Origin of the sequence: Microbulbifer sp. YPW16 (assembly GCF_021290385.1) — a bacterium.
Lineage (GTDB): Bacteria > Pseudomonadota > Gammaproteobacteria > Pseudomonadales > Cellvibrionaceae > Microbulbifer > Microbulbifer zhoushanensis.
Genome location: NZ_CP089928.1, coordinates 2,625,810 through 2,650,051 on the forward strand (window position 1 = coordinate 2,625,810; position 24,242 = coordinate 2,650,051).

The 24,242-nt window shown below is 58.4% G+C and carries 16 protein-coding genes; 9 read left to right on the forward strand and 7 right to left on the reverse strand.

The window, feature by feature from the left end:
• Positions 1-44: 44 nt before the first annotated feature.
• Complete coding sequence (locus LVE68_RS11335) at positions 45-2,282, reverse strand: DUF5011 domain-containing protein (protein WP_370636638.1); 2,238 nt, start codon at positions 2,280-2,282, stop codon at positions 45-47.
• A gap of 1,173 nt (positions 2,283-3,455) precedes the next feature.
• On the opposite strand from LVE68_RS11335, the gene LVE68_RS11340 reads away from it, so the two are divergent.
• Complete coding sequence (locus LVE68_RS11340; RefSeq protein WP_232940478.1) at positions 3,456-4,478, forward strand: sulfotransferase family protein; 1,023 nt, start codon at positions 3,456-3,458, stop codon at positions 4,476-4,478.
• Between the two features lie 38 nt (positions 4,479-4,516).
• Here the strand turns inward: LVE68_RS11340 and LVE68_RS11345 are convergent, their stop codons facing one another.
• The 4 genes from LVE68_RS11345 to LVE68_RS11360 form a co-directional block, all read right to left on the reverse strand.
• On the reverse strand, positions 4,517-5,884 hold the full coding sequence (locus LVE68_RS11345; RefSeq protein ID WP_232940479.1) for an oligosaccharide flippase family protein: 1,368 nt from the start codon (positions 5,882-5,884) through the stop codon (positions 4,517-4,519).
• Positions 5,885-5,901: 17 nt separating this feature from the next.
• Positions 5,902-7,095 (reverse strand): acyltransferase family protein, encoded by a 1,194-nt coding sequence (locus LVE68_RS11350; protein WP_232940480.1) that lies wholly within the window; start codon positions 7,093-7,095, stop codon positions 5,902-5,904.
• Positions 7,092-10,274 (reverse strand): AMP-binding protein, encoded by a 3,183-nt coding sequence (locus tag LVE68_RS11355; protein WP_232940481.1) that lies wholly within the window; start codon positions 10,272-10,274, stop codon positions 7,092-7,094. Before LVE68_RS11355 ends, LVE68_RS11350 begins: the two co-directional genes overlap by 4 nt.
• Before the next feature lie 339 nt (positions 10,275-10,613).
• Positions 10,614-11,303: a hypothetical protein gene (locus tag LVE68_RS11360; RefSeq protein WP_232940482.1), complete on the reverse strand. Its 690-nt coding sequence runs from the start codon at positions 11,301-11,303 to the stop codon at positions 10,614-10,616.
• Between the two features lie 562 nt (positions 11,304-11,865).
• On the opposite strand from LVE68_RS11360, the gene LVE68_RS11365 reads away from it, so the two are divergent.
• The 5 genes from LVE68_RS11365 to LVE68_RS11385 all read left to right on the forward strand — a co-directional run bounded on the left by LVE68_RS11365 (position 11,866) and on the right by LVE68_RS11385 (position 18,161).
• Positions 11,866-13,299 carry an undecaprenyl-phosphate glucose phosphotransferase gene (locus LVE68_RS11365; protein WP_232940484.1) on the forward strand — a complete coding sequence of 478 codons (1,434 nt, stop codon included), beginning with the start codon at positions 11,866-11,868 and terminating at the stop codon, positions 13,297-13,299.
• 66 nt (positions 13,300-13,365) lie between these two features.
• On the forward strand, positions 13,366-14,565 hold the full coding sequence (locus tag LVE68_RS11370; protein WP_232940486.1) for an outer membrane beta-barrel protein: 1,200 nt from the start codon (positions 13,366-13,368) through the stop codon (positions 14,563-14,565).
• Between the two features lie 55 nt (positions 14,566-14,620).
• Positions 14,621-15,181 carry a polysaccharide biosynthesis/export family protein gene (locus tag LVE68_RS11375; RefSeq protein WP_232940488.1) on the forward strand — a complete coding sequence of 187 codons (561 nt, stop codon included), beginning with the start codon at positions 14,621-14,623 and terminating at the stop codon, positions 15,179-15,181.
• A gap of 2 nt (positions 15,182-15,183) precedes the next feature.
• Positions 15,184-17,370, forward strand: coding sequence for a GumC family protein (locus tag LVE68_RS11380; protein WP_232940490.1), 2,187 nt, complete (start codon positions 15,184-15,186; stop codon positions 17,368-17,370).
• Positions 17,367-18,161, forward strand: coding sequence for a tyrosine-protein phosphatase (locus LVE68_RS11385; RefSeq protein ID WP_232940492.1), 795 nt, complete (start codon positions 17,367-17,369; stop codon positions 18,159-18,161). The genes LVE68_RS11380 and LVE68_RS11385 overlap by 4 nt, the downstream gene beginning before the upstream one ends.
• A 17-nt stretch (positions 18,162-18,178) precedes the next feature.
• Here the strand turns inward: LVE68_RS11385 and LVE68_RS11390 are convergent, their stop codons facing one another.
• Entirely contained in the window at positions 18,179-19,537 is a 1,359-nt protein-coding gene (locus LVE68_RS11390) for a serine hydrolase domain-containing protein (RefSeq protein WP_232940494.1), read from the reverse strand.
• Between the two features lie 459 nt (positions 19,538-19,996).
• On the opposite strand from LVE68_RS11390, the gene hppD reads away from it, so the two are divergent.
• The 3 genes from hppD to LVE68_RS11405 are packed head-to-tail and all read left to right on the forward strand — an operon-like array spanning position 19,997 to position 22,659.
• Positions 19,997-21,094: a 4-hydroxyphenylpyruvate dioxygenase gene (hppD, locus tag LVE68_RS11395; protein WP_232940496.1), complete on the forward strand. Its 1,098-nt coding sequence runs from the start codon at positions 19,997-19,999 to the stop codon at positions 21,092-21,094.
• Entirely contained in the window at positions 21,095-21,655 is a 561-nt protein-coding gene (locus tag LVE68_RS11400; RefSeq protein WP_232940498.1) for a VOC family protein, read from the forward strand.
• Positions 21,652-22,659 carry a fumarylacetoacetate hydrolase family protein gene (locus tag LVE68_RS11405; protein WP_232940499.1) on the forward strand — a complete coding sequence of 336 codons (1,008 nt, stop codon included), beginning with the start codon at positions 21,652-21,654 and terminating at the stop codon, positions 22,657-22,659. Before LVE68_RS11400 ends, LVE68_RS11405 begins: the two co-directional genes overlap by 4 nt.
• Positions 22,660-22,742: 83 nt before the next feature.
• On the opposite strand, the gene LVE68_RS11410 is transcribed toward LVE68_RS11405, so the two are convergent.
• The gene (locus tag LVE68_RS11410; RefSeq protein ID WP_232940500.1) at positions 22,743-24,203 is read right to left on the reverse strand and encodes a coniferyl aldehyde dehydrogenase; all 1,461 of its coding nucleotides are present in this window, start codon (positions 24,201-24,203) and stop codon (positions 22,743-22,745) included.
• Positions 24,204-24,242 lie beyond the last annotated feature (39 nt).

The window sequence follows — 24,242 nt, forward strand, 5'->3', positions numbered from 1 at the left end:
CGGGCTGGCAGTTGCTGCCAGCCCGGATGGGAGATCTATCCAGTTCAGTCGGTGCCGGGAGCCAGGGGAATGGGATAGTCTTGCTGGATCGGTGTCCCGCAGTCAGTAATATCAGTGAAGATGCTGTCATCGTCCTGCAGCGGCGACCCATCCGGGGGGGTGCTATTGAGGCGGCACTCGGCGTTCACCGGGTTGAATTCGTTGCCGATTGCGACGATGTTGACACCACCGAGGCGTAACTGGGCCTGGTTCTGGTCGACCTGGTCCAGAAGGTACTCGTTATTGAAATAGCCTGAATAGAAATGACCGCCACTGAACTCCGTAAAGGAAGCTGAATCATGCTCAGGGTCCATTTCGGTATCATTGAAAATGCTGTCAAAGACAAAGTTGAAGTGCGGCGTGAAGTGATTGGAAAATGACTTGGGCCGAATATAGTTGGCCGGGTCACTGAAGTCTTCGGGGTTCTTGTTGATATCAACCTCATTGCCTGCGGCAGACTGGCGCAGTGTGAGTCGATGCTTGCCGCCCACGCCACCTATGTGGTTTCCGCGGAACCACACGTTCGATACCACCAGGCCCCAGGCACCCTGGAACCGCGCATTGTGCTCGATGGCTGTGCGGTTATCCACACCGGCTATACCACCATTGATCATCAGGCAGTTGTTCATACAGCCAATATTCACGTTGGGCAGGTTGTCCGGGTGCGCACGCTGGATGGAATCGGTGAAGAAGATTCCATAGGAAAGCGGCACCAGGTCGCAATCGAGTTCATCGGGGTTATTAATGCAGTAATTGGTTGAATCACCGAAAGCAAACAGGCCGGGAAATTCACCACTGCCAGACCAGTCCAGGTCCAGGTCGTGCATGGTCACCAGCGTGGCAGACGTGCCGGTGATCGCGCTGCCAACCTTAAGCCCGGTGACGGTGTTGCCATAGGCCCACCCCTGGGTAATATGACCCTGGTCGTTCCTGGTGAGCATTGGGTATTCGCGGGCCTGGGTTGTACGCGGCACATCCAGGCAGCGATTGACCACACCGACTTGCACCACAGGTACAACAGGGCGTGAACCCTCCCCGTAGCGATCGATAGTGACATCGCGCTCCTGGTAACCGATGCAGATGTCCCCGAAACGTTCACCGGCGTGTAGCAGCACCCGCTTGCCGCTGTATTCACCCGCCAGCGGCACAGAAGTCTTCCGTTCAGCGCCCTGTGGACAGCCCGCGAAATCATTCGAGGGTGATACGCAAATCACATCACTGGTCGCGTAGAAGTTTTCCTGCGCGTGAATCTGGATAGTGACGAAATCGTCTGAGTAGACTCCGTCAGGTGTCTGGACCCTGACTCCCACCCGATACTCGCAGACTCCATCCTGGTATTTGCTGCTCTCTGGTGTGCAGGCAAATGTATGCAGCGCCCGGGGTGACGGACCGACCTGGCTGTTGCGGCTATTGCCCGTTGTCGCAAAGTTGCCCGAGTCGGGGTCGTCGAAGCTGAAGTGATATCGAAACCACTGGCCACTGGCACAGGCATCTGCATCGCTTCCACCGCTGAGGTCAGTACAGGCGGTGTCGGTGGAGTCCTGTGCAGAAAAATAAACTGTTTCCGGGGATATACCCACTGTCCGGGTCAGGGAGCGAAGGCGCGCGGTTACATCATCTGACTGGAGACCACCGTCACCTACCAGGACCGTGCGTTGGCGGGTAGTCTCGATCCCTGCGGAATCCTTGACCGAGTAGCGGACCCAGTATTCACCTGAAGTACTGGTATCGACATTTGAAGTCTGCGAAAGCAGGTTGGTAAGATCCCCGTCCTCTTTATCCTCCGCCATGGCACCTTCATCCTGGTAATCGGTGCCTACCGGAACCACGACCCTCTTGCTGCCCTTGAGTGTTATTGTCGGCGCAGTATTGTCCTCTACCACTACGTCGCGATTTGCCCTGGCAGTGGCGCCGGCGGAGTCCACCACGGTGTAGACCACGGTATAGGTGCCGGGTGCATACTCATCGATATCGTCGCCTTCGGTGGCGACCTGGTCACTGATGTCTCCGTCTTCTTCATCGACGGCAGAGAACCCCGGCTCCTCATAAGGGGTCCCATATGCCAGCGTCACCCGTGAACCTCCGGCAAGCGAAATAGTCGGCGGGGAATTACCACTGACGGAATCGGGTGGCGGTGCCACAGTTGTTGGTTTTTCGGAAGAATCATCCCCGCCCGATCCCCCGCCACCACAAGCACTGATAGAAGTGATCAACAGCAAGAGAATCGAACGCCTGAACATCATGAATACCTGGAGTTTTATGAAATGAAAATTACAGGAGGCCGTTCCGTGGTGTCACCCATCCAGAACATCTCACTGAAAAAGAATCTTAATAAGCACGGGCAGTTTCAACCGAACTTTTGACCCTGCACCAAACAAGTTCAAAAACAGCAGCACAGGCCAGATTGAAACATCGTTTTGGGTGTCATTCTGACTTGAAGCTCTCTACTAGTCGCGGGTTCAAAGTCACCCGGGGAGAACCTATTGAGCCCCAGCCTTGAACAAAGTTTCCTGAGCCAGCCAGTTAGAACCGGCCACTGCTGGATCACCTTAAGGCCCTGGAACAACGCCAGCAGAAATGAGGGAAATATTATACCCGCCAGGAAAACAATGGTGCGCCCAGAAACCTGACCAAATTCACGAAACGGAAATCCAAGCCTGTACAAATGATTTAACTTGGTACTAAAGGATCGTCTTGAAGCCAAATGTGGTACGACAGTTCTTTCCATAAAAGTAGATCAAAAATTTATTTTATGGGCACAGGAAAGAATTCAATTCTTGGCCTGTCCGCCGATGTTAAGCATGCCGGTTTACAGCGGAGCCTGACGTGCTGCCGTTGGGAGGCCGGCCATTTGCGCTGGCGGATACAGTCGCGCGGTCACAACGCGTCTCTGGTGTGCGGCTGCGCAGGAATTGTCCTGGATTTGCGCGGTACAGCAGGGACACAGATGCTCCCGGTGACCAATTACAGTGCGCTGCCAGGCAAGTTGTAATATCATGCATGCTGCGATCTGGGCGTCTCCTGGTTCGTCTGTTCAGTCGCATTTTCGTCTGTCAGGGAGGCTGCTTGGCAGCTTATATTCTGCCCTGGTGAGCCGCCTGGGATATCGAAGCTGACGGGGATGGGCATGGCAGGGACTGTTCTGTTGCTGCCCGGTGGATCGGGACGGCCTGTTAAAATTCCCGGGGGGGAGAGCCAGGCGATGGCCGGATTGACACTGGTCATAAACGATTAAGATGGCATGAGTATTGTATGCTATCTATGCCCTCCGGCCGCTCCGGTTCCTGCAGAAGCGAACAATACTCAAAGGTTGGATCATAAGTTCTTATAGTTAAGAAAATAGGGAGCTGTACCGCGCTCCCGTGATAATAGCGAATACCCGTCAATTGGATGACGTAATAAGCAAAGGGATCATCATGTACGCAAAGGGAGCTGCTGTAGAGACCGCCCAGGGAACGGATAATTGCAATCTCAAAAAACCTGTCCGCGAAAGACTGCCAGATTTTTTTGTAATCGGTGCCATGAAGTCAGCTTCGACTTCTCTGTATTTCTACCTTGAGCAGCATCCGGACGTTTTCCTGCCGGCCCGGAAAGAGCCAGAGTATTTTTCCTTTCGCTACGGATCCAGCACTGATTACGCCTGGTACCTTTCGTTGTATGAGGGGGCAAAGCCAGGGCAGGTTTGTGGTGATTGTTCGACCGGATACTCCAGGGGGCTGGATGAACACCATGTCCCCGCTCGCATAGCCCGGCAAGTTCCCCATGCGAAAATAATTTACCTGCTAAGGAATCCGGTAAAACGGGCCTGGTCCCATTACGTCCATCGTATGAATGAGCGTGTTTCAAGCGGACAGCCAGTACTGGAATTTGCGGAAGCTGTCCGTGAATACCCGGATATTATCGATGCAGGTCGCTATGCGAAGTGCCTGAGGAAGTACCTTGAATACTTCCCGCTGCGCCAGATAAAGGTTTTTATCCTCGATGAATTATTGGCCGATCCAGCCGCACATGGCAGGGAATTGGATGAATTCCTAGAGGTTGAACATGTACCTGAACGGCAGTTTTCCCGCAGTAATGTCGCAGGACAGTGGAACAAGGAAAAAAAGCTGGCTGCCTGGATGGAGCGGCTTGAGGGCAGTACCTTGGGAAAGGTCATGAAAAAGATCCTGCCCCGGTTTATCCGGTCAAGGATCCGTGGTGGCCTTCGTTCCAGTAAATGGGTCAGGGCTATTGCCGAGAAACGGACAAAGACTGTCGAGTTGCCCAAAGAGCCGCCGCTGGAGTTGCAGGACTGGCTCCGGGGTGCCTACAGGGACGAAATGCGGGCATTGGAGCAGTTACTTGGCAGGCCAATACCATCCAGCTGGCTGGGTGACAGCGAGCATGAGCAGCCAAGCGGGGGCGTCAACCCCGGGGAACCATTCTTGCGGGCCAGCTGACAGGAGGCCCGGATTCCCCTGTCGAAAACAGGTTCGCTTTATCCGGACGCGGCCAGTGATAACGATAGCTGGCCGATATAGCCCGGAAGCAGCGTTGCCAGGGGCGTGGTAAAAAGCAGGCCGTCGATCAACAGGACCTTGCGCGTAAAGTAAGGCATTGCCACTAGTATGGTAAGGATGCCTGCCAGGAGTTGGGCGGCTGCGGTAGCGCCTACAACATGAGCACTGTCACCGTACCGGAATGCAAGTAGCATTCCCGCAGCCAGGGTGCCGAACTGTATTAGCCTGACGAGGAAAACTCGCCGAGAATCAGCGTTACCTTTCAATACTGGAAGGTAGAGTGCGGTGACAATGAGCCCACCTGAACCCAACGCAATAACAGAGAGGAAATCCGCAACGGTTTTAAACTCTGGCGTGTAAAGTATTTCCACCAGTATTTCAGAACAGTACACCAGCCCAGTGATTACGACGATCGATATCGCAAGGATAGCGGCGCGTATCCTGGCGGACTGGAGCTCGCTGTCATGGTTGCCCTTGTTTCTGCAGTATACCGGGAACAACCATTTCTCACTGAACTCACGTAAAACCATTGCCAGGACAAGGCCTATATTCGAGGCAATGGCAAAAAAACCGAGAGCAGTTGGCAGAAGGAAAAAGCTGAGAGCGAGCTTGTAACCATCCCTGATCGCCCAGGTTACGATTGTCGCAGGGAGCATCCACTTGCCATAATCCAGGATTGTCTTTATTGCGCTTCGCTCAAGGCAAATACGATTAGAGATGCCGGGCAGTACCTGGTGTGTAAGGAGTACAGTCAGGCACATGGCGATCGCATTCGCCCATAACACTGAGCCCGCATTGGGCCAGAAATAGCACAGCAGGATTGCCACAAGCAATGCGAAGAGTCTCTCCACGAGCACGATGGCCGCAGGACCCGCGGGTCTTACCAACTTTTCCTGCTGAAACACTTTTGTGGACGTAAACCCGGTCAGGAGCGCGGTCAGTGCACATATCCTCAGGTAATTATCGATATTCGCAATTCCCGGGTACAGCCGGTGCACGAAAAAAGAAGCTACGAGCAGGGCCATAGCGACCAGCAGGTACTGCGCGATACGTAGTGTCCAGGCCGTATTGACATACTTTGGATCTGCCATGCCGCGATCATTATTAATGATGCTGCCGCGAAGGCCAATTTCGGAGCAGAGCGTAATCAGGCCGGTAATGGTGGATACGACCAGTATCTCACCAAAAGCCTCTGGAGCCAGGAGGCGGGTAAATATAATAGTAGAAACCAGGCGCAGGAGTATCGACGCTCCCTGGGACGCAAGCACTATGCCGGCGCTGCCTGTGAGCAGGGGGATCGACGCCTGGAGATAGGCAATCCGTCCACGAATCGGTTCTGTCAGCATAAGGACCTGGTAATTCTTTATTGCGGGCCGGTGGCCTGGGTGGTTCCCTTGCCGGGAGGCACTGATTTCGAGGTCATCAGTCGGGATACGACGTAGGGCTTGAAAGCAAGTAACGGTCTCTCGATCAAGTGCCAGGAAACGTAAGCAAGGCTGAAGGCCATTAGATACAGGAGGCCGGTATAGAGCATTGTTTCCCGCTGTAGCTCCATGTTTACTTGCAGCAGAAGCCAGGACAATATGTGAGTAGCAAATGCATGATAGATATACAGTCCATAGCTGATTCGTCCTATCAGCCTCAGGTTTCTTGCGCGTAAAAAGTGACTGCCCCTGCTCGCCCCTGGCAAATTCACCAGCAATATAACCACAGTGGCGCAAATGAGAGCGAGTACACTATCGAACAGTGCCAGATAGAGCCGCACAGCGGTATCCTGCCAATACAGGACAAGCAAACCCGATGCCACGATCGCACAGCAAGTGCATGCGGTCCTGATATATTTTTTCATTGGCTGGCGAACCGGCAGCGAGCCTCGCTGGTAGAGTGCTGCCAATGCGCCAAGGCACAGCGAATCCATCACACCGGGAAGAAGCATCAGGCCGGTATGTGGGTAACTGGGATCCAGGATAAAGATACAAAATATGCGCCATGCCGGTGCAGCAGCCACCGCGGCGCATAGAACCCAGAAAAGTGTATGCCGGGTCAAAAGTACAGCGAGCAATGGATAGAGCAGGTAAAACTGCTCTTCAATTGCCAGCGACCAGAAATGAGCAGTGGATGGATGGCGTAGTATTGTGCCGGCATCCGTTGTGATATAGCGAACGCCATCCAGGTTGGAAAGATATGCGAAGTGCCAGCCGGAAACATCCCGGAATCCCTGAAAATCGATCAGGTAGAGAAGTATGATTGTCAGGTAGTAAATAGGAAAGATGCGCAGGGTGCGGCTGGCGTAGAATTTATAGAATACCTTTGAGGGAGAGATCCCCCAGGTACTGGCTTTATCCAGATCCAGCAGTAACACGCTGGTGATCAGGAAACCGCTAAGGACAAAAAACAGCCTGACACCAATATGCCCCAGGCCCAGGTGGCTGACAAAATCGAGAGAAGCCGGTCCCAGGCCAAAATGGCTTACAAGCACAAGCAGTATGGCAACACCGCGGAGGCCTTCCAGCTCCGGCACGAACCCATGGGAATTTGCGGCGGTTGGGTTGTTCATGGGGAAAGGTTGTTCGCTTGTGCGGCTACCTGCCGCGGCGGCGTACCAGACGTAATAGTGGCAGAGTGTCCACGAGCTGGCTCACTTTGAATTACCCTGGCGATATGCTCCACATTTCCCGCCCGCAGGATGCCAATATGGTTCCCGGGAACGTCATACACACTCACACTCCGGGTGCGGCCGCTCCAGCCCAGGAAGGTGTCCCCGTGGTAGCCATAAAGTGATTCCCTGTCTGTCGCTTTGAACAGCAGGATATCCAGGTCGAAGTATTCGTCGTGAAAGTGATCCAGTGCACGCCGGCGAGCCTGCTCACGGGGATCGCTTGTCGCCGGGTCTTTCCGTCGCAGGACATACTTGCGTAAGGCTTGCTTGAATTTCCTGGGCAGGCTTGCGGAATCCATGCTTGAGTCAACGCTTCGCGGATACCAGCTATCGAACAATGCAAGCAGGCGTACCTCTTCACCAGCCGCTTGCAGGCGGCGGCCGACCTCAGCGGCTATCAGCCCACCGAAAGATGCACCGCAGAGATAATAGGGGCCCACAGGCTGGTCCGCAGTGATTTCCTCTATGTACCGTTCGACAATCATGCCGAAATCGGTGATTGAAGTATTCTCATCTTCCGTGATGCCGGCAGTGATTATGTTGGCTTCCTCTGGCAGGGCGACTCCGCAGACACGCCAGTCGCCACCCAGTGCATTGGCAAGGTCACGGTACTGCAGGATGCCGTTACAGCAATACAGAGTCCTTGTTGCCTGGCTATTTCGGGTGAGCTCATTGACTGCACGCCGGTCGTCTGCGGTTGCGCCACTGTCAATGACGGCGGCCAGCTGCGCAATACTGGGTGACGTCAGCAGGGTGCGCAGTGGCGGGGCGAAGCCATAGGTGCGCGCCACTTCGCTAAGCATGCGGACAGCTTTCAACGAGTTTCCGCCGAGGTCAAAAAAGCTGTCATTAATACTGAAATCCAGCTCGGGAAAGTAGGTGCACCAGATCCGGTAAAGGCACTCTTCAGTCGACGAGGTCGGGAGCGCGGCAACAGTGCCCGTATGTAAAGAGTTCGCCCTGGATGGTGAAGGGAGCCTCTTTCTGTCAACCTTGCCATTAAAGTTGGTGGGCAAGTAATCGAGCGCTACAAAATGTGCCGGAACCATGTAGGCCGGTAGCTGCTTGGCCAATGCCGTTGCCAGCTCTGTCCGGGAAAGGGATATGCCATCTGCCATAACCAGGTATGCAACCAGCTGCGTGGATTTGTTGTCCCCTGGAGACCAACCCGAGACTACAGCCTGCTGAATACCCTCGAAAGACTTCAGGAGCAGCTCAACTTCCTGCAGTTCCACTCGATTCCCATCAATCTGGACCTGGAAATCATTACGGCCAAGTAATTCAATATTTCCGTCAGCGTCAAACCGCCCGATGTCACCGATAGCAAAGAACCTTGCCCCATCGATCATGCGGAATTTATCGCGATCTGTTTCAGGGCGATTGATATATCCGGGTACTACGCCGGGACCGGAGAAATGCAGTTCGCCGGGAGCGCCCAGAGGTACCGGGTTACCATAGGAATCCAGGATCTTTACACGGGTATTGGGGAATGGCTTGCCGACCCGTGTCCGTTGCAGTTTTCGGTCCCTGCGCACCTCGTAGGTGCAGCCCAAGCAGCTGATTTCACTGGAGCCGTAACACACGTAAACCTGCGCCATCGGGAATACAGATTTGGCTCGCTCCAGAAGTTCTGGTGGCACCATATCCCCGCCGCTGATAACAGTCGTTACTCCACGGGTGATTGCTTCGCCATCCCCGTTGTCTTCCAGCGAGTCCATTATCCTCGCGAGCAATGACGGGACGGCATGAATTGCGCTCGCGCCTCCAATCGAAAGGCATAGTTGCTCGCTGTCGAGGAAAGCTTCCTTTGAGAGAATCGCTACGCTGCCACCGGCACGGAGGGCGGTTAGCATTTCAAACATGCTGATGCTGAAGGTGCTTCTGGCCATGGAGACGAAGTGGTCATCCGCAGAAAAGCCGTAGCGCTCGATTGCTGCTGAGAGGCAATGGTCCAGGTTGCGATGTGTAGCCAGTATCCCCTTGGGTATGCCGGTAGTCCCGGACGTAAAGAATACGTGGGAATAATCGTTGTAGCTGGCAACAGTTTCCGGGGCCGGGACAGCCTGGCGGGTAGCGAGGTCCTCGATATCGCGGGTGAGAACCGTATGCCTGACCAGCGAATGTATGCCCGCATCACTTTCATGGCTGGTGATGGCAAACCCCAGGTCCAGCTGATCACATACTGCCTGTAGGCGCGCAGCGGGGAATTCTGTATCCAGTGGTACATAAATGGCACCCGCCTTGTGGATCCCGAGCAGGCAGGCAACGTTCAGGTGTGAGCGTTCAATATAAACACCAACGTAATCCCCCCTGCCTACACCGGCCTGCGTTAGTACCGATGCAACCGCATTGGCCAGGTTGTCCAGCTCAGCATAGGAAATCTCCCTCGTCCCATTCAGAATTGCGGTACTGCAGGGATTGGCTTGGGCATGGTCAGCGACAGCCTCAAAGAGCAACGCGCTATTGTGAGATAAACAACAGGGGCTACCGAAATCCGCCTGGATCAGGCGCTCATCCTCACCAACAATGTCCAGCGACTCGTGCAGGAACGAGTCGCCTGAACGATGCCGACGCGCGAATGCCGCCACATACGTGTCGAGCCGGGTGACTTCCTCGATCTGCCTGTTTCCGCTCTGTACAAGCCAGCAGGCGTCTGGTGCGCGGTCTGATAACCACAGGACCGGTTGGCCCCCCGCGACAGAGATGAGCTGGCGCAGTGCCGGGGTTTCTGTGCCATAAGGCATCTCCGGGGCGATTATTACGTGTAGCGGCAGCGTTGTTGCTTCACCGGCTGGTGTAACCGGGCGGCGATCCGTTGCGTGCTGTAACTCGTAGTGAATAAGCTCACAGAGCTTGCGGAAATCCTTGCCTTCGATGTCATCGATAACAATCGAGTGGAGCTGGCGCTCAGGTAATAAAGAGCAATGGATAGCCAGCCGGGTGGACCTGTTGAGCCTGAATCCGGCAGCAGCCACAGCTGCCAGTACCATGGCGATGCGCTGGGTGGTAGAGTCATATTCACGCAGGAAACTGGCAAAGCTTGCCTCGAGCAGGGTGATGGGATCCGGTATTTCCATGGGCCCCGTCTGCGGCCGGGAACCGGACCGGGTAGCCGAACCGGCCCCGGACCCTTCTCCGGAAACTGTTTCCGGGAGGTCACCGGTAATTTCAATCGGGTAAGCCATAAGCCACATTCCTGTGAAAATATCCTGGACGTCGTCCCTGTCCATCCAGCGCCCCGGGCTGTGCAGGGTGCTGGAAAAGCCCTGGCCGCAGCCAGTTATTCTAAGCCCCTGTTCCACGGATGTGGGACGGAGCTGATTACATTTTATTACGGAAAGCCGCCCCCCCGGACCTTATGCCGGGCTGCAACGGGAACCGGCTCAGCCGGGGAGCTCACGGGGTAGGGGAACCGGTCAGGCAGTGGCGAGTGCGTCGGTAGCTGAAGCTTTGGCAGATGTTTTCTGCTCCGCAACTTCCGGCTGCTCGGTGCGTTTCACCACAGTGGGCTGCCACTGGTCCGGCATCGCGGCAAAATCGGTCAGCGAAGAAACGTCACCGCGGTTGCGGGCATCCTCAATACGCTGGTAAAAATTTTTGCCGGTATTCTGGGGGACATCCGTATTCAGTTCGGCACCTTCCTTCCCTCCACGCGGCCGCTCTACATATTCCGGGAACGACATCTGTGATGCCTTCAGGGGGGCATAGCCCTTGCCGAACAGTTGCTTCAACTTGCCGAAGCCATCGTCGTTGACCAGTTGCCGGCCACGGAAATTAACTCCCTTGGACATGGCGTGACCGACAAACCCCTCAAGACTGTCGGTATCAAAGGCAATATGCTGGACGCTGTGGTCACCGTGCAGGTCGACAAATTCCGTAACCTGGCTCTTCTTCTTGCGATCAATGCCTTCAACCAGGACGACCCCAAAACTGTCGAAGTCAATGCACCAGAGTTTCATGCTGCTTTCGGGGTCATCGGGTCGTACATCCGGGACGATCTTGGATACGGTCCCGCCCTCGATTTCGGTGTGGTACCAGCCCCATTTCTCAATCATGCCGGTTGATACGGCATAGGTGATGTGGTCTACGCGGTTGACCTTGGACATTCCTTGTCCCCCAAATTGTGTAAATTTTTAATATGAAAATTCCGGCAGACCTGCCGGGAGACGAATTAATATCATGAGAACTACCGATTAACAATCGATGCTTTCAAAAATTTTAAATCTTGAAAGTGCGATGTAATGGCATAAGGAAAACCATGCCAGCGTGGGTACCGATGTTCCAGATAGTGATAGCCCGTAATGAAAAAATTGTTTAGCAGTCACAGTTATCTGGCACACTTCCTGCTCGAAAATTACCGTGCATCCCGCCGTTGAAGAGTACCAATTTGGCGCAATTAAAAGCACTGGCATAGAGCGGTTGGGGTAATTGGTACGAAAGGTAGAGTTCCGCAGATCCGTGCATGATCGTTGGTACCCAAGCTTCATAAAAAGCCGGGTGAATTTCCACTAATTAAATATTTTTGGCGACTAAATCGTGATTTGCACCAGTTTGTGGATTGAATTGGTACGCAGTTTTGAAGGACGATAGGCGCCCCCAGGAAATGCAGGCATTGACGCCAGGCTCCCGGGGGGCAAGAAAAACCGGCGCACACAGGAAAGTGCCCGGTTGACCAATCCTCAGGGGGATAACGTGAACCAGGGATGGATCAGGACGCACCGGCGTGGAATCACCACGCTGTACCGCTTATTCGACCTCTTGCTGGTCCAGGCAAGCCTGCTGCTTGCCTTACAGGTGCTTGGCATCGCACCCAGCAAGGACTGGCTGATCGTCGCGCTTTTTGCGGTGGTCTGCTTCGCCTTTATCGCCGAGTCGGTGGATCTCTACCGGTCCTGGCGCTCGGAGAGTTACTTCAAGATCGTCGGCACCACGGCGGCGGCATGGCTGTCAGTCTGTGTGATCCTGTTGTTTGCCGGTTACCTCAGCGGCTATTACGCAGATTTTCCACCGCGTGCCGTTATTCTCTGGTTTGGCTTCGGCTTTACCGCCCTCACCCTGTGGCGATACGCATTGCGTCGGGTGCTGTTCCTGCTCCGGGCCCACGACAGGAATACGCGTTCAGCGGTGATTATCGGGCTATCAGAAGCAGGCCTGCGCCTGTGGCGGGAAATGGACGAAAACCCGCAGCTGGGTATTCGCTGCCAGGGTATCTACCGGGTTCCCGGTTCCACGGAGAGTGGGTTCGGGGCGGAGGGTTTTGATGGCCGCGCGATCCTTGGCGATGTGAACGACGCAATTGCAAGGGCGCGGGCCAACCGTTGCGACCTGGTTTTTATCGCCCTGCCCATGCACGAAGAGAAGAGGATCGCCGATATCCTGGCCGCGCTGGCTGATACCACCGCGACGGTGCATATGATTCCCAACTTCTTTGTCGCCAACATGCTGCATTCGCGGCTGCACAGTATTGGTGACACCAGCCTGCTCAGTATTTACGACACGCCTATCCAGGGTATCAATGGCTGGATCAAGCGTCTTGAGGACCTGTTGTTGGCCTCTGCCATCCTGGTGCTGGTTTCCCCGGTTTTGCTGGCTGTGGCCATTGCCGTAAAGCTCACATCACCGGGTCCGGTAATATTCAGGCAACGCCGCTATGGGCTGGATGGCAGGACAATAATTGTCTGGAAGTTTCGCACCATGACAGTCCAGGATGATGGCGCCAGGGTAGTCCAGGCTACCCAGAATGACAGCCGTGTGACACCGGTCGGTCGCTTCCTGCGTCGTACCTCCCTCGATGAACTGCCCCAGTTCTTCAACGTGCTGCAGGGGCAGATGTCAATTGTCGGCCCGAGACCCCACGCGGTTGCGCACAACGAGCAATATCGTGGCCTGGTCAGCGGTTACATGTTGCGGCACAAGGTGAAGCCGGGGATTACCGGTTGGGCCCAGGTCAACGGGTGGCGCGGTGAGACCGATACGGTGGACAAGATGAGCAAGCGTATCGAGCACGACCTGGATTACATCCGCAGGTGGTCGCTGCTGCTGGACCTGCGCATCGTCCTGATGACGATATTCAAGGGCTTCGGCGGCAAGAACGCCTACTAGGAATGCACCGGCAAGCTTCCCGGCATCGAATGGAATCACAATGGGCTTGAAAGGAAGACTGTAAATATGAGCTCGGTGAAAGGAAAAATGGCGCTGGCACCATTAGCGGTGGCTGTGGCATTGGCAAGTGAGACGGGCTTTGCGGCCATCAACCTGGGTGGCGGCACAACCCTGACTGCCGGTATGCGTGGACAGGTGATCTATGACGATAACCAGTTTGGCCTGGCAGAGGACCCGGTGGAAAGTATCCGCACCGTAGGCGCTCCGTACGCACAACTCTCAAGAGAGTCGTCGGCGCTGGGTTATGGGCTTTTCTATGAAGCGCGTGCGGGTGAGTACGCGACGCCAGATACTGAAGGCTACCTGGACCATGTGGCCTCTGGCGACCTGCAGTGGCAGCCGGCTTCGATATTCCGTACCTCGATCAGGTTCGATTACAGCGACCTGCACGAGGATCTCGGAATCGATGCCCTGTTCTCGGATGATTTAGAGCCCGGGGCGGTACCGCTGCTGGAGCCGGGACGCAACCAGCGTGAATCCGTCAGGGGAAGGCTGGAGCTGGGTGGCAATGACCACCGCCTCGGCGCGGCGCTGGCCCTGGGGGTTGTGGATGAGGATTTTTCCCAGGACCTGAGGGATAGAAAAGGAAAGCGTGCCGGCCTCGAGCTGGGGCTCGCTATTTCAACATCGGCGCGCCTGGTGGTCGGTGCCGCGCGGACCGAGCAGGAATACGACCTGGTGCCCGAGGCAATTCCCCTGCAAAGCAATCACCAGGACGAGCATGTGGTGGGTTTGGTTTTCCGGTCCAGCAGGACCTCCCTGGATGTGCGTGTCGGTGAGGTTGAGAAAGACTTCGACGATGTACGGCGCTCTGACTATAGCGGTGACCTCTGGCGTGCGGGCCTGACCTGGCGGCCCCGGTCCTACAGCACCTTCTCCTACACCACTGCACAGGTGCCGCAGGAAACCCAGGATTTTGCCCGCGCAGATTTTCTTGAAGTGCGCTCCCATACCCTGTCGTGGGGGCACCAGTGGTCAGATCGATTGAGCAGCTCGCTCGCCTACGGCACCTCTTCACAGGCGCCCCGGGGCGGCACCGGCAGCGACACGGTGGACAGTCGTCGCTACGGGCTCAGGCTGGACCTGGATGTGAATCGCCATCTGGTTGTCGGCATCGCTGCCAGCAGCGTCCGGCGACAGCCGGGTAATGGCCTCGAGGGCATCGACAGGAACCAGCTGGCACTCACCTGCACAGTGGAAATCTGATCCCGGTAACAGGAAATGCGGCCTCCGGGTTTCAAGCGAAAATATGGAAGTGATGATGAGTAGACGTTTGCGGCCATTGGTCGTCGTACTGTGGCTGGCGCTGCTGGCCGGGTGCGCATTGGCCAGTCAAGCACTGGCGCAGCCCGGGACGGATCCGGACAAGTATCGGCTGGGTCCGGGCGACCGTATCCAGGTTTCCGTTTACGGGGAAAACGACCTGAGTATGGAGATTCTCCTGAATGACAGCGGGGTAGTGAACTACCCGTTCCTGGGTGAAATCCTTATCGGCGGCCGTTCGGTCAAGGAAGTGGAGAAGATCCTGCTGGACGGCCTCAAGGGCGACTACCTGATCAACCCCAGCATCAGCGTCGCCATTGTGGAGTACCGCCCCTTCTATATTTATGGGGAGGTCCAGGTACCCGGCGGCTACCCCTACCAGCCGGGCCTTACGGTGGGCAAGGCGGCAGCCCTGGCCCAGGGGCTCACCGAGCGCGCCTCGGAACGGAGAATTTATATCGTGCGGGAAAGCGCGGGCAGTGATCAGCGGATCGAGGCCAGCCTGAACACGCAGTTACGGCCCGGCGATGTGGTTACCGTCGAGCAGGGATTGTTCTGAATATGACAGCAGTCAATATGAACCCGGAATCCGGACAGTCGGGATCAATCGACATCCTCTATTACGTCCTGTTGCTCCTGCGCAGCTGGTGGAAAATTGCCCTGGTGGTGATTCCGGTGACCGCGGTGGCCTTCTATTTTGCATGGAAGATGCCGGTGCGCTATGAGGCGACAGCGCGACTCATGTTCGACCCCAACCAGGCTAACCTGGTCTCAATCCGGGATATTTACGATTTCGGTACCCAGCGCCGGGAGTTTTTCCTGACCCAGGCGGAAATCCTGCGCTCCCGGGGCATCGCCGAGCGGGTTGTGGAGGATCTCGACCTGGTCAATTACCGGGCATTTACTGACGAGGAAAAGAAGCCGGGTCCACTGCAGCGGCTGCTGCCCGGTTTGTTTGGTGATGAATCGGCTGATGAGGAGGAGCTGGACCCGGCTGAGCAGCGCAGCAGGCTGGTCCGGGTAGTACAGGCGGGCCTGACCGTTCGCCCGATTCGCAACACCCAGCTGGTTGAGCTCGGTTACCAGGCGGTTTCACCGCAGCTGGCGGCCGCAGTGCCCAATGCGGTGGCCAATGCCTACGTGGAGCGGCAGATGGAAGCGAAACTGGATGTCACCCAGCGTGCTACCAGCTGGCTCAACGAGCGCCTTGCGGGGCTACGGGAAAAACTCGAGGAATCGGAACGCCGGCTGCAGGCATTCCAGCGCCAGGAAGGCCTGGTAGACGTGCAGGGTGTGCGTGGCCTGGCCGAACAGGAACTCAATGACAACCTGAACCAGCTGCTGGAGGCGCGCCGTGAGGCCAAGCGCCTGGGCGGTATCTATCGCAATATCCGTGCACACAGCGGGGATTTCGAGGCGCTGAAAAACCTGCCGGAAGTCATGAATCACCCGCTGATCCAGAATGTAAAAAGCGTGGAGATCTCCGCGGCCCTGGGCGTTTCCGAACTGGCGCAGCGCTATGGCCCCAAGCACCCCCGCATGATCGCCGCGCGGGATGAGCTGGACTCCGCCCGGGCGCAACTGCGCCAGGAAGTGGCCAACCTGGTGCAGAGCATCGAGGGTGATTACCGCGTGGCGCAGCGCAAGGTGGCAGAACTCGAGAGCGCACTGTCTGCAAACAAGGTGGATATCCAGAGTGTTGCCGATAAGGAGATCAAGTACGACGAGCTAAAGCGCGATGTCGAGGTCAACCGGCAGCTTTACAACACCTTCCTTACCCGTTTCCGCGAGGCCAGTGAGGCCACCGGCTTCGAATCACCGGCAGCGCAGCTGGTGGAACCGGCGATACCGCCGGAGTACCCGGTAAAATCCAAGAAGCGCCTGATCGTGCTGGCGGCGTTTGTCCTGAGTGGCGGTTTTGCTGCCGTCGCGATCCTGGCACTGGACTTCTTCCGCGCGGGAATCCGTTCCGCGGACGACGTGGAACAGAAACTGGGGCAGACCCTGATCGGCCAGCTGCCGCTGGTAAAACCGCAGGGCAAGGGAGGCCTGCCGCCGAAACTGTTTTTCGATCCGCAGCAGAGAGAGTACACCGAGGCAGTCCGCACCCTGCGTACGGGCTTGCTGTTGGGGCGGGAATCGCTACCGGCGAAAATTGTCAGTATTACCTCTTCCGCCCCGGCCGAGGGCAAGAGCACAGTGGCCGAAAACCTGGCCTTTGCCCTGAGCCAGGTGGAGCGCGTGGTGCTGATCGACACCGACCTCCGCTGCGCATCCCTGTCGGCGCATCTCGGCCTGCCCCCGAGCAAGCCCGGCCTGGCAGACATCCTCAGCGGCAGTTTTTCCCTGGAGGAATGTATCTCCCACGATGCGGATACCGGCCTGGATATCATCGGTGCCGGCAAGCTTCCCGGCGACCCACTGCGCATACTGGGTTCCCGCCAGTTCAGTGCCATGCTGGCGGAACTGGCCAATCGCTATGACCGGGTTATCCTGGATACCCCGCCAGTGATGGCGGTGAGCGACCCGCTGGTGGTTTCAAAGCTCGCGGATTCGCTGCTGTACGTGGTCAAGGCAGACGCGACCCACGCGCGGGTAGTGCGTCGGGGCCTGGACAAAATGCGCTCACTGGGATTGGTGGTCGACGGTGTAGTGCTCAACCAGGTGGATACCCGCAAGCTGGCCGGTTACGACGAGGGATATTACGGCGGCTATTATGGTGCCGCGCAGGGGGCTGCGGCCACATGAATGCGGCGCTGATCGACCTGCACTGCCACTTCCTGCCCGGTGTGGATGACGGGGCCAGGACCATGCTCGAGGGGCTCGCGCTGGCCCGGGACGCCGTGGACGACGGTATCGGTTTTGCGATGCTGACCCCCCATATTCACCCCGGCCGCTACGACTCTGACATCCACGCACTTACCGCCGTGTTTCGCCGGTTCAGCGCCGCCGTGCGCCATGCCGGCATCCCGCTGCGGCTGGGCCTGGCGGCGGAGGTACGCCTGACCGATGAACTGCCGGCACAGGTGCGTGCTCGTCAGGTGCCCTACCTGGGCCGCTGGGATGGCGAACGGGTACTGCTGCTGGAGATGCCCCACAGCCATATTCCCCCGGGAACCACCGCCCTGGTGTATTGGTTGCGCAGCCGCGGCATACGCCCGTTGATTGCGCACCCGGAGCGGAATCGGGATATTCTCCGCAGCCTGGACAAGCTGGACCCGCTACTCGAGGCCGGATGCCTGCTGCAGGTGACCGCCGGCGCACTGTGTGGGCGTTTCGGCGATCGCCCCGAGCGCCGCGCCCGCCAGCTGGTAAAGCGGGGGCTGGTCACCGTGCTGGCAACCGATGCGCATCACCGCGTGCGCCGACCGCCGCTGCTGCAGGAGGGCAGGGCGGCCGCGGAGAAACTGGTGGGTGCGGAACATGCACGCATGCTGGTGCGCGACAACCCGGCCAGGATCCTCTCCGGCGGCCTGTCCCAGTCACGGCCCGTACCGCCGGGGCCACTCCCCGGCCAGCCACATCTTGTGACCGCCTGAGATTCCCGGGCGGGAAATCAGCTGCCCGGCAGCAAGCGGGCGAAATTCTCGCCGGTGGGATAGCGGCTCGCCGACCAGCCCAGCCGCACCACCACCGTATCGGTGGACGGGGAGATCATCACCCGCTGCCGGCGGTTGCCCTGCATCAGGAACACGTCTTCCGGCAGTTGCGGGTAGCGCGGTGAGGCGCCGCCGCGGTTGAGCCAGAATTGGTAACCGTAGCGCGGTTCGTTGTCACTGCCGTTCGGGGTTGCCGCGCGCGCGACCCAATCCTCGCTGAGCAGCCGCTGGCCGTTCAGCTCGCCCCGATTCAGCATCAGCTGGCCCAGGCGCGCCCAGTCCCTTGCCGAGGCGTAGATATAGGAGCTGCCCACAAACACGCCGCTCGGATCCATTTCGAACACCGTATGTGCCATGCCCAGCGGCTGCAGGATTTCATTGCGGAAAAAGTCGAGGTTCGCCTGCGCACCGCCGAGCCGGTCGTGCATCCAGCGGGCAATCAGGTTGGTGGTGCCGGAGGAGTAGGAAAAGTGGCTGCCGGGGTCGAGCGCCGCCGGGCTGGCCAGGGGCAGGTCAGAGGCGCTGTGCGCATTGAACAGCATCTCGGTGGCATCGCTGCCCGGTGCGTAGGTCTCGTCGAAAGCCAGGCCCGAGCTCATCTGCAACAGATCCTCCATTGTAATCCCGGCCCGTTCGTCGTCCTGCCACTGGCTGAATACCGGCGTCGCAGTGGTATCCGCCAGCCCCAGGTGCTCCAGCCGGCCCAGCATGATCGCGGTGAGGCTCTTGCCCATGGACCAGCCCAGCAGCGGCGTCTGTGCATCGATGCCCGGGCCGTAGGCCTCCGCCACCAGCCTGCCGCCCTGGACCACCAGCAATGCGCGCGTCTGCAGCCCGGCCCGGTTGTCCGCTGCCAGCATGGCCTCCACCCGCTCCTGCAGGACCGGATCGATGGAGGAGACCGAAGAGCCCAGCGGCCATTCCTCGCCATTGGTTTCCACCGGCGTTACCCGCACGCGATCGAGCGGCCCCGTGTCACCGATATCCAGCGTGCAGCCCAGCCCCTCGCGATAGATGGCGCTGGTGCGTCCCATGCCCAGCAGGGTGGCGCTCACGCGGTCGTCGCCGTATTCCAGCTCCAGCAGGCGGTTGGCCGGGGAGTAGGAGGCCAGGTCCTCGACAATCCGCGAGGGCTCGAAACCGGAGATAAACCGGCCCGAGCAGGCCAGCTTGGCCCCCATGCCCGTGGCGACGCGCACGGCGTCATCCAGCTGCGCGACCGAGAAACCCAGCAGGCGTGGCGCCAGCAGTGCGGCCACCAGCAGCAGGGCCGCAACACCCCCCAGCAGGATCAGGCTGATTTTTTTCACGTTCATTATTGTTGTGCTCTCCCGGTCACCACCCGCAGCGGATGGTGGGTTATGACTGATTGGGGCGATTCTAGCCGCAACTGCCAACGGGCGCTGGTCAGTTTGGGTCGCGCCGCGCAGGTCGGGCCGCGCAGGTCGCGCCGCGCAGGTCCGGGCCCCCAGTTCGGGGCAGGCTGTCCCGTACGTCCTGCCGGTGCGCGCCCGGCGACACTAGAAATAGGGCAGCCCGGCAGGAGCGTACGATTGGGCTGCGCGCCCCATTTTCTCCGAAAATGTGGGCATAAACGGTGAAGATGCAGGCTATAGCGGGCAATTTGACTGAAGTTCAAGCCCGCGTCGCGACGGCGCAGGGGGCGCCGCTTGACATTAGTTACACATGCAACTAAGTTCGTTGCACCTGAAACTAATCAGTCCGCCGCCACACCCGCATGGCGGCACATAAAGTGAGAGATAACGGAGGAACACATGGCCGATTTGTTTGAAAACCCGATGGGCCTCGACGGCTTTGAGTTTGTCGAATTTACCGCGCCGGAGAAAGGCATCCTCGAAACCGTATTTACGGCCATGGGCTTCTCCAAGGTGGCCCGCCACCGCACCAAGGACGTCGAGCTGTGGCGCCAGGGTGACATCAACTTTATTACCAACTACGAGCCGGGCAGCCACGCCGACTACTACGCCCGCGAGCACGGCCCGTCCGCCTGTGGCCTGGCCTTCCGCGTGAAGGACGCCACCTTCGCCTACAACGAGGCGATCAAGAAGGGCGCCCAGCCGGTGGAAGTGGAAACCGGCCCGATGGAACTGCGCCTGCCGGCCATCAAGGGTATCGGTGGCGCCACCCTGTACCTGATCGACCGTTACAAGGAAGGCGAGTCCATTTACGACATCGACTTCCACTGGCTGGAAGGCGTCGACAAGCATCCGGAAGGCTGCGGCTTCCATACCCTGGACCACCTGACCCACAACGTCTATCGCGGCCGCATGGACTACTGGGCCAAGTACTACGAAGACCTGTTCAACTTCCGCGAGATCCGCTACTTCGACATCAAGGGCGAGTACACCGGCCTGCTGTCCAAGGCCATGACTGCGCCGGACGGCAAGATCCGCATCCCGCTGAACGAAGAGGCAGCCGGTGGCGGCGGCCAGATCGAAGAGTTCCTGATGAAGTACAACGGCGAGGGCATCCAGCATATCGCCTTTGCCTGTGACGACCTGATCAAGTGCTGGGACCGCCTGAAAGAGCAGGGCATGGAATTCATGACCCCGCCCCCGGAAACCTACTACGACATGCTGGAAGAGCGCCTGCCGGGCCACGGCGAGCCGACCGAAGAGCTGAAGGCCCGCGGCCTGCTGCTGGACGGTACCACCGAGGGCGGCCAGCCGCGCCTGCTACTGCAGATCTTCTCCGCCAATATGCTCGGCCCGGTGTTCTTCGAGTTTATCCAGCGCAAGGAAGACGAAGGCTTCGGCGAGGGCAACTTCAAGGCACTGTTCGAGTCCATCGAGCGCGACCAGCTCAAGCGCGGCGTGATCGGTGACAAGAAAGAAGACAAGCCGGAGGCCTAAATGGGCATCAAGCGTATTCACCACGTGGCCTACCGCTGTCGCGACGCCAAGGAGACCGTGGAGTTTTACCGCGATCTCCTGGGCATGGACTTCCAGCTGGCCATCGCCGAAGACAAGGTTCCCTCCACCGGGGAACCTGACCCGTACATGCACATCTTCATGGATGCGGGGCAGGGCAACGTCCTGGCGTTCTTTGAGCTGCCCAACTCCCCGGATATGGGCCGCGACCAGAACACCCCTATGTGGGTGCAGCATATTGCGCTGGAAGTGGAGAGCATGGACGAGCTGCTGGCCATGAAGCAGAAGCTCGAGGATGCGGGAATCGATGTGCTCGGGCCCACCGACCACACCATCTTCAAGTCCATTTACTTCTTCGACCCGAACGGGCACCGTATCGAGCTCGCCGCCAACACCGCCGAGCCGGGCATGCACGAGGAGCTGAAGCGGGTAGCGGAAGACATGCTCGAAGAGTGGTCCCGCACCAAGAAGGCACCGCGGCACGCCGCCTGGATGCACGGTGAGGGCGAATTCAATCCGAATACAAAAGGGGAGGCACAGTGAAGTTAGCCAGCCTTAAATCCGGCCGCGACGGCAAGTTGGTCGTGGTCTCCGAAGACCTGTCCCGCATGGCGCCGGCCGGTGATATTGCACCGACCCTGCAGGCCGCACTGGACAACTGGGAGCAGGTTTCCGGCAAGCTGGAAAAACTGCACGCGCAACTGGAAAGCGGCGAAGTGGCCGGCGAGGCCTTCGACCAGGCCCAGTGCCACTCACCGCTGCCGCGCGCCTACCACTGGGCCGATGGCAGCGCCTACGTCAATCACGTGGAGCTGGTACGCAAGGCCCGCGGTGCGGAAATGCCCGAGAGCTTCTGGACCGACCCGCTGATGTACCAGGGCGGTTCCGACACTTTCCTGGCTCCCCGTGAGCCGGTGAAAATGCCGCAGAGCGAGGGCTTCGGCATCGACTTCGAGGCCGAGATCGCCGTCATCACCGACGACGTGCCCATGGGTGTTTCCCCCGAGGATGCACTCAAGCACATCAAGCTGGTAATGCTGGTGAACGACGTTTCCCTGCGCGGCCTGATCCCGAACGAACTGGGCAAGGGTTTCGGCTTCTACCAGTCCAAGCCGTCCAGCGCCTTCTCGCCGGTGTGCGTCACCCCGGACCAGCTGGGTGACAGCTGGAAAGAGGGCAAGCTGCACCTGCCGCTGGTATCCGAACTGAACGGCAGCAAGTTTGGTGAGCCGAATGCCGGCGTGGACATGACCTTCCACTTCGGCCAGCTGATCGCCCACGCCGCCAAGACCCGCCCGCTGGGCGCCGGCACCATCATCGGTTCCGGTACCGTGTCCAACAAGCTGGACGGCGGCCCCGGCAAGCCGGTCAAAGAGGGTGGTGTTGGCTACAGCTGTATCGCCGAGATCCGCATGATCGAGACGATCCAGGACGGCAAGCCCAGCACCTCCTTTATGGGCTTCGGGGACAGGATTGCCATCGAGATGCTGGACGACAAGGGCCAGTCCATCTTCGGTCGCATCGAGCAGACGGTGGAGCAGGTGTAACAGCCTCGCTTCACCGGATAAAAAAGGCCACCCCGCGGGGTGGCCTTTTTTGTTTGGCGACGGCTCTATTCTTTGGGGGTAGGCTACCGCGTCATTTTGATCATCACATCAAGAATCTTCCGGGCCGTCTTGCCGTAGGGCGGCATCAGCATCTTCAGCGGATCCAGCGGCCCCTGGTAAAACACCGGGCGCAGTTTGGAGAAGGCGATAAAGCCCTCGTAGCCGTGGTAGTGCCCCATGCCGCTGTCGCCGACGCCGCCGAACGGGATATCGTGCTGGGCCACATGCAGGATGCAATTATTCACCGTGACGCCGCCGGAAATCACCCGCTCGACATAGTAGTCTGTCAGCGACCTGTCGTCGGTGAAGGGGTACAGGGCCAGCGGCCGCGGCCGCGCGTTGATGTAGCGCGCCACCTCCTCGCGGTCCCGGTAAGTCTTGATCGGCAGCAGTGGGCCGAAGATCTCACGCTGCATCACTTCCATATCGTCGGTGACATCCAGCAGCAGGTGCGGCGGAAACTTGCGCAGTGGATCATCGCGGCGGCCCTGCCCGTTGGAAAGGTCGATGGCCGTTGCCCCTTTTTGCACGGCGTCATCCAGCGTTGCCCAGAGACGGCGGTAGGCGTTGTCGTCGATGACCGAAGTGTAATCCTCGCTCTGCAGGTCCGGGTACCGTTTCTGCACCAGCAGCCTGGCCTTGTTTACAAAACTGTCGCGCGAATTTTCGGGTACAAACAGGTAATCAACCGTGGTGCAGATCTGGCCGGCGTTCAGCAGCTTCCAGAACATGATCCGCTCGGCGGCGGTATTCAGGGAAAAGTCCGGGCCGATGATCGCCGGCGACTTGCCGCCCAGTTCCAGGGTTACCGGCGTCAGGTTGTCAGCGGCCGAGCGCATGACCGCGCGACCAGTGGCCGTGGAGCCGGTAAACAACAGGTGGTCGAATTTCAGGGTGGAGAAAATAGGGCCCAGGCTGCCGTCATCATCGGCAATGAACGTGAGTTTTTCCGGCGGGAAGTAATCACCGCTGATCCGCTCCAACAGCGCCGCCAGTTTGCAGGAGTTGTAAGACATCTTCACCATGGCACGGTTACCCGCGGCAAAGATACTGGTGAGCGGGGCGAAGGCCAGGTTCACCGGGAAGTTCCACGGCACAATGACACCCACCACGCCCAGCGGCTGCGGGATCACCCGGTTTTTCGACAGCGGGTAATTGAGCATGGGGGTGTGGCGGCGCTGGGGCTTCATCCACTTCTTCAGGTTCTTGATGGCGTCCTTGATGCCGTCGAGGGCCACGTAAACCTCACAGAAGAGGCTTTCCACACCGGAGCGATTGCCATAGTCGTCGCTGATGGCCTGCACGATTGCGTCCTGGTGGTCCCGCAGCATCCGCGCCAGGGTCTTCAGGTCGCTGACACGAGAGTCGTAATCCGGCGCCGGCTCCTGCAGGTAGGCGTTGCGCTGCTGCTCCAGGAGGGCCTGCAGCATCTCCCGCTGCCGGGTTTCATCTACCTCGGGTAAAGTCAGAGTGTCCGTATTCATGGAAGCTTCCCGGAAAAGGGCCGGCAAACCGGCCTGGTG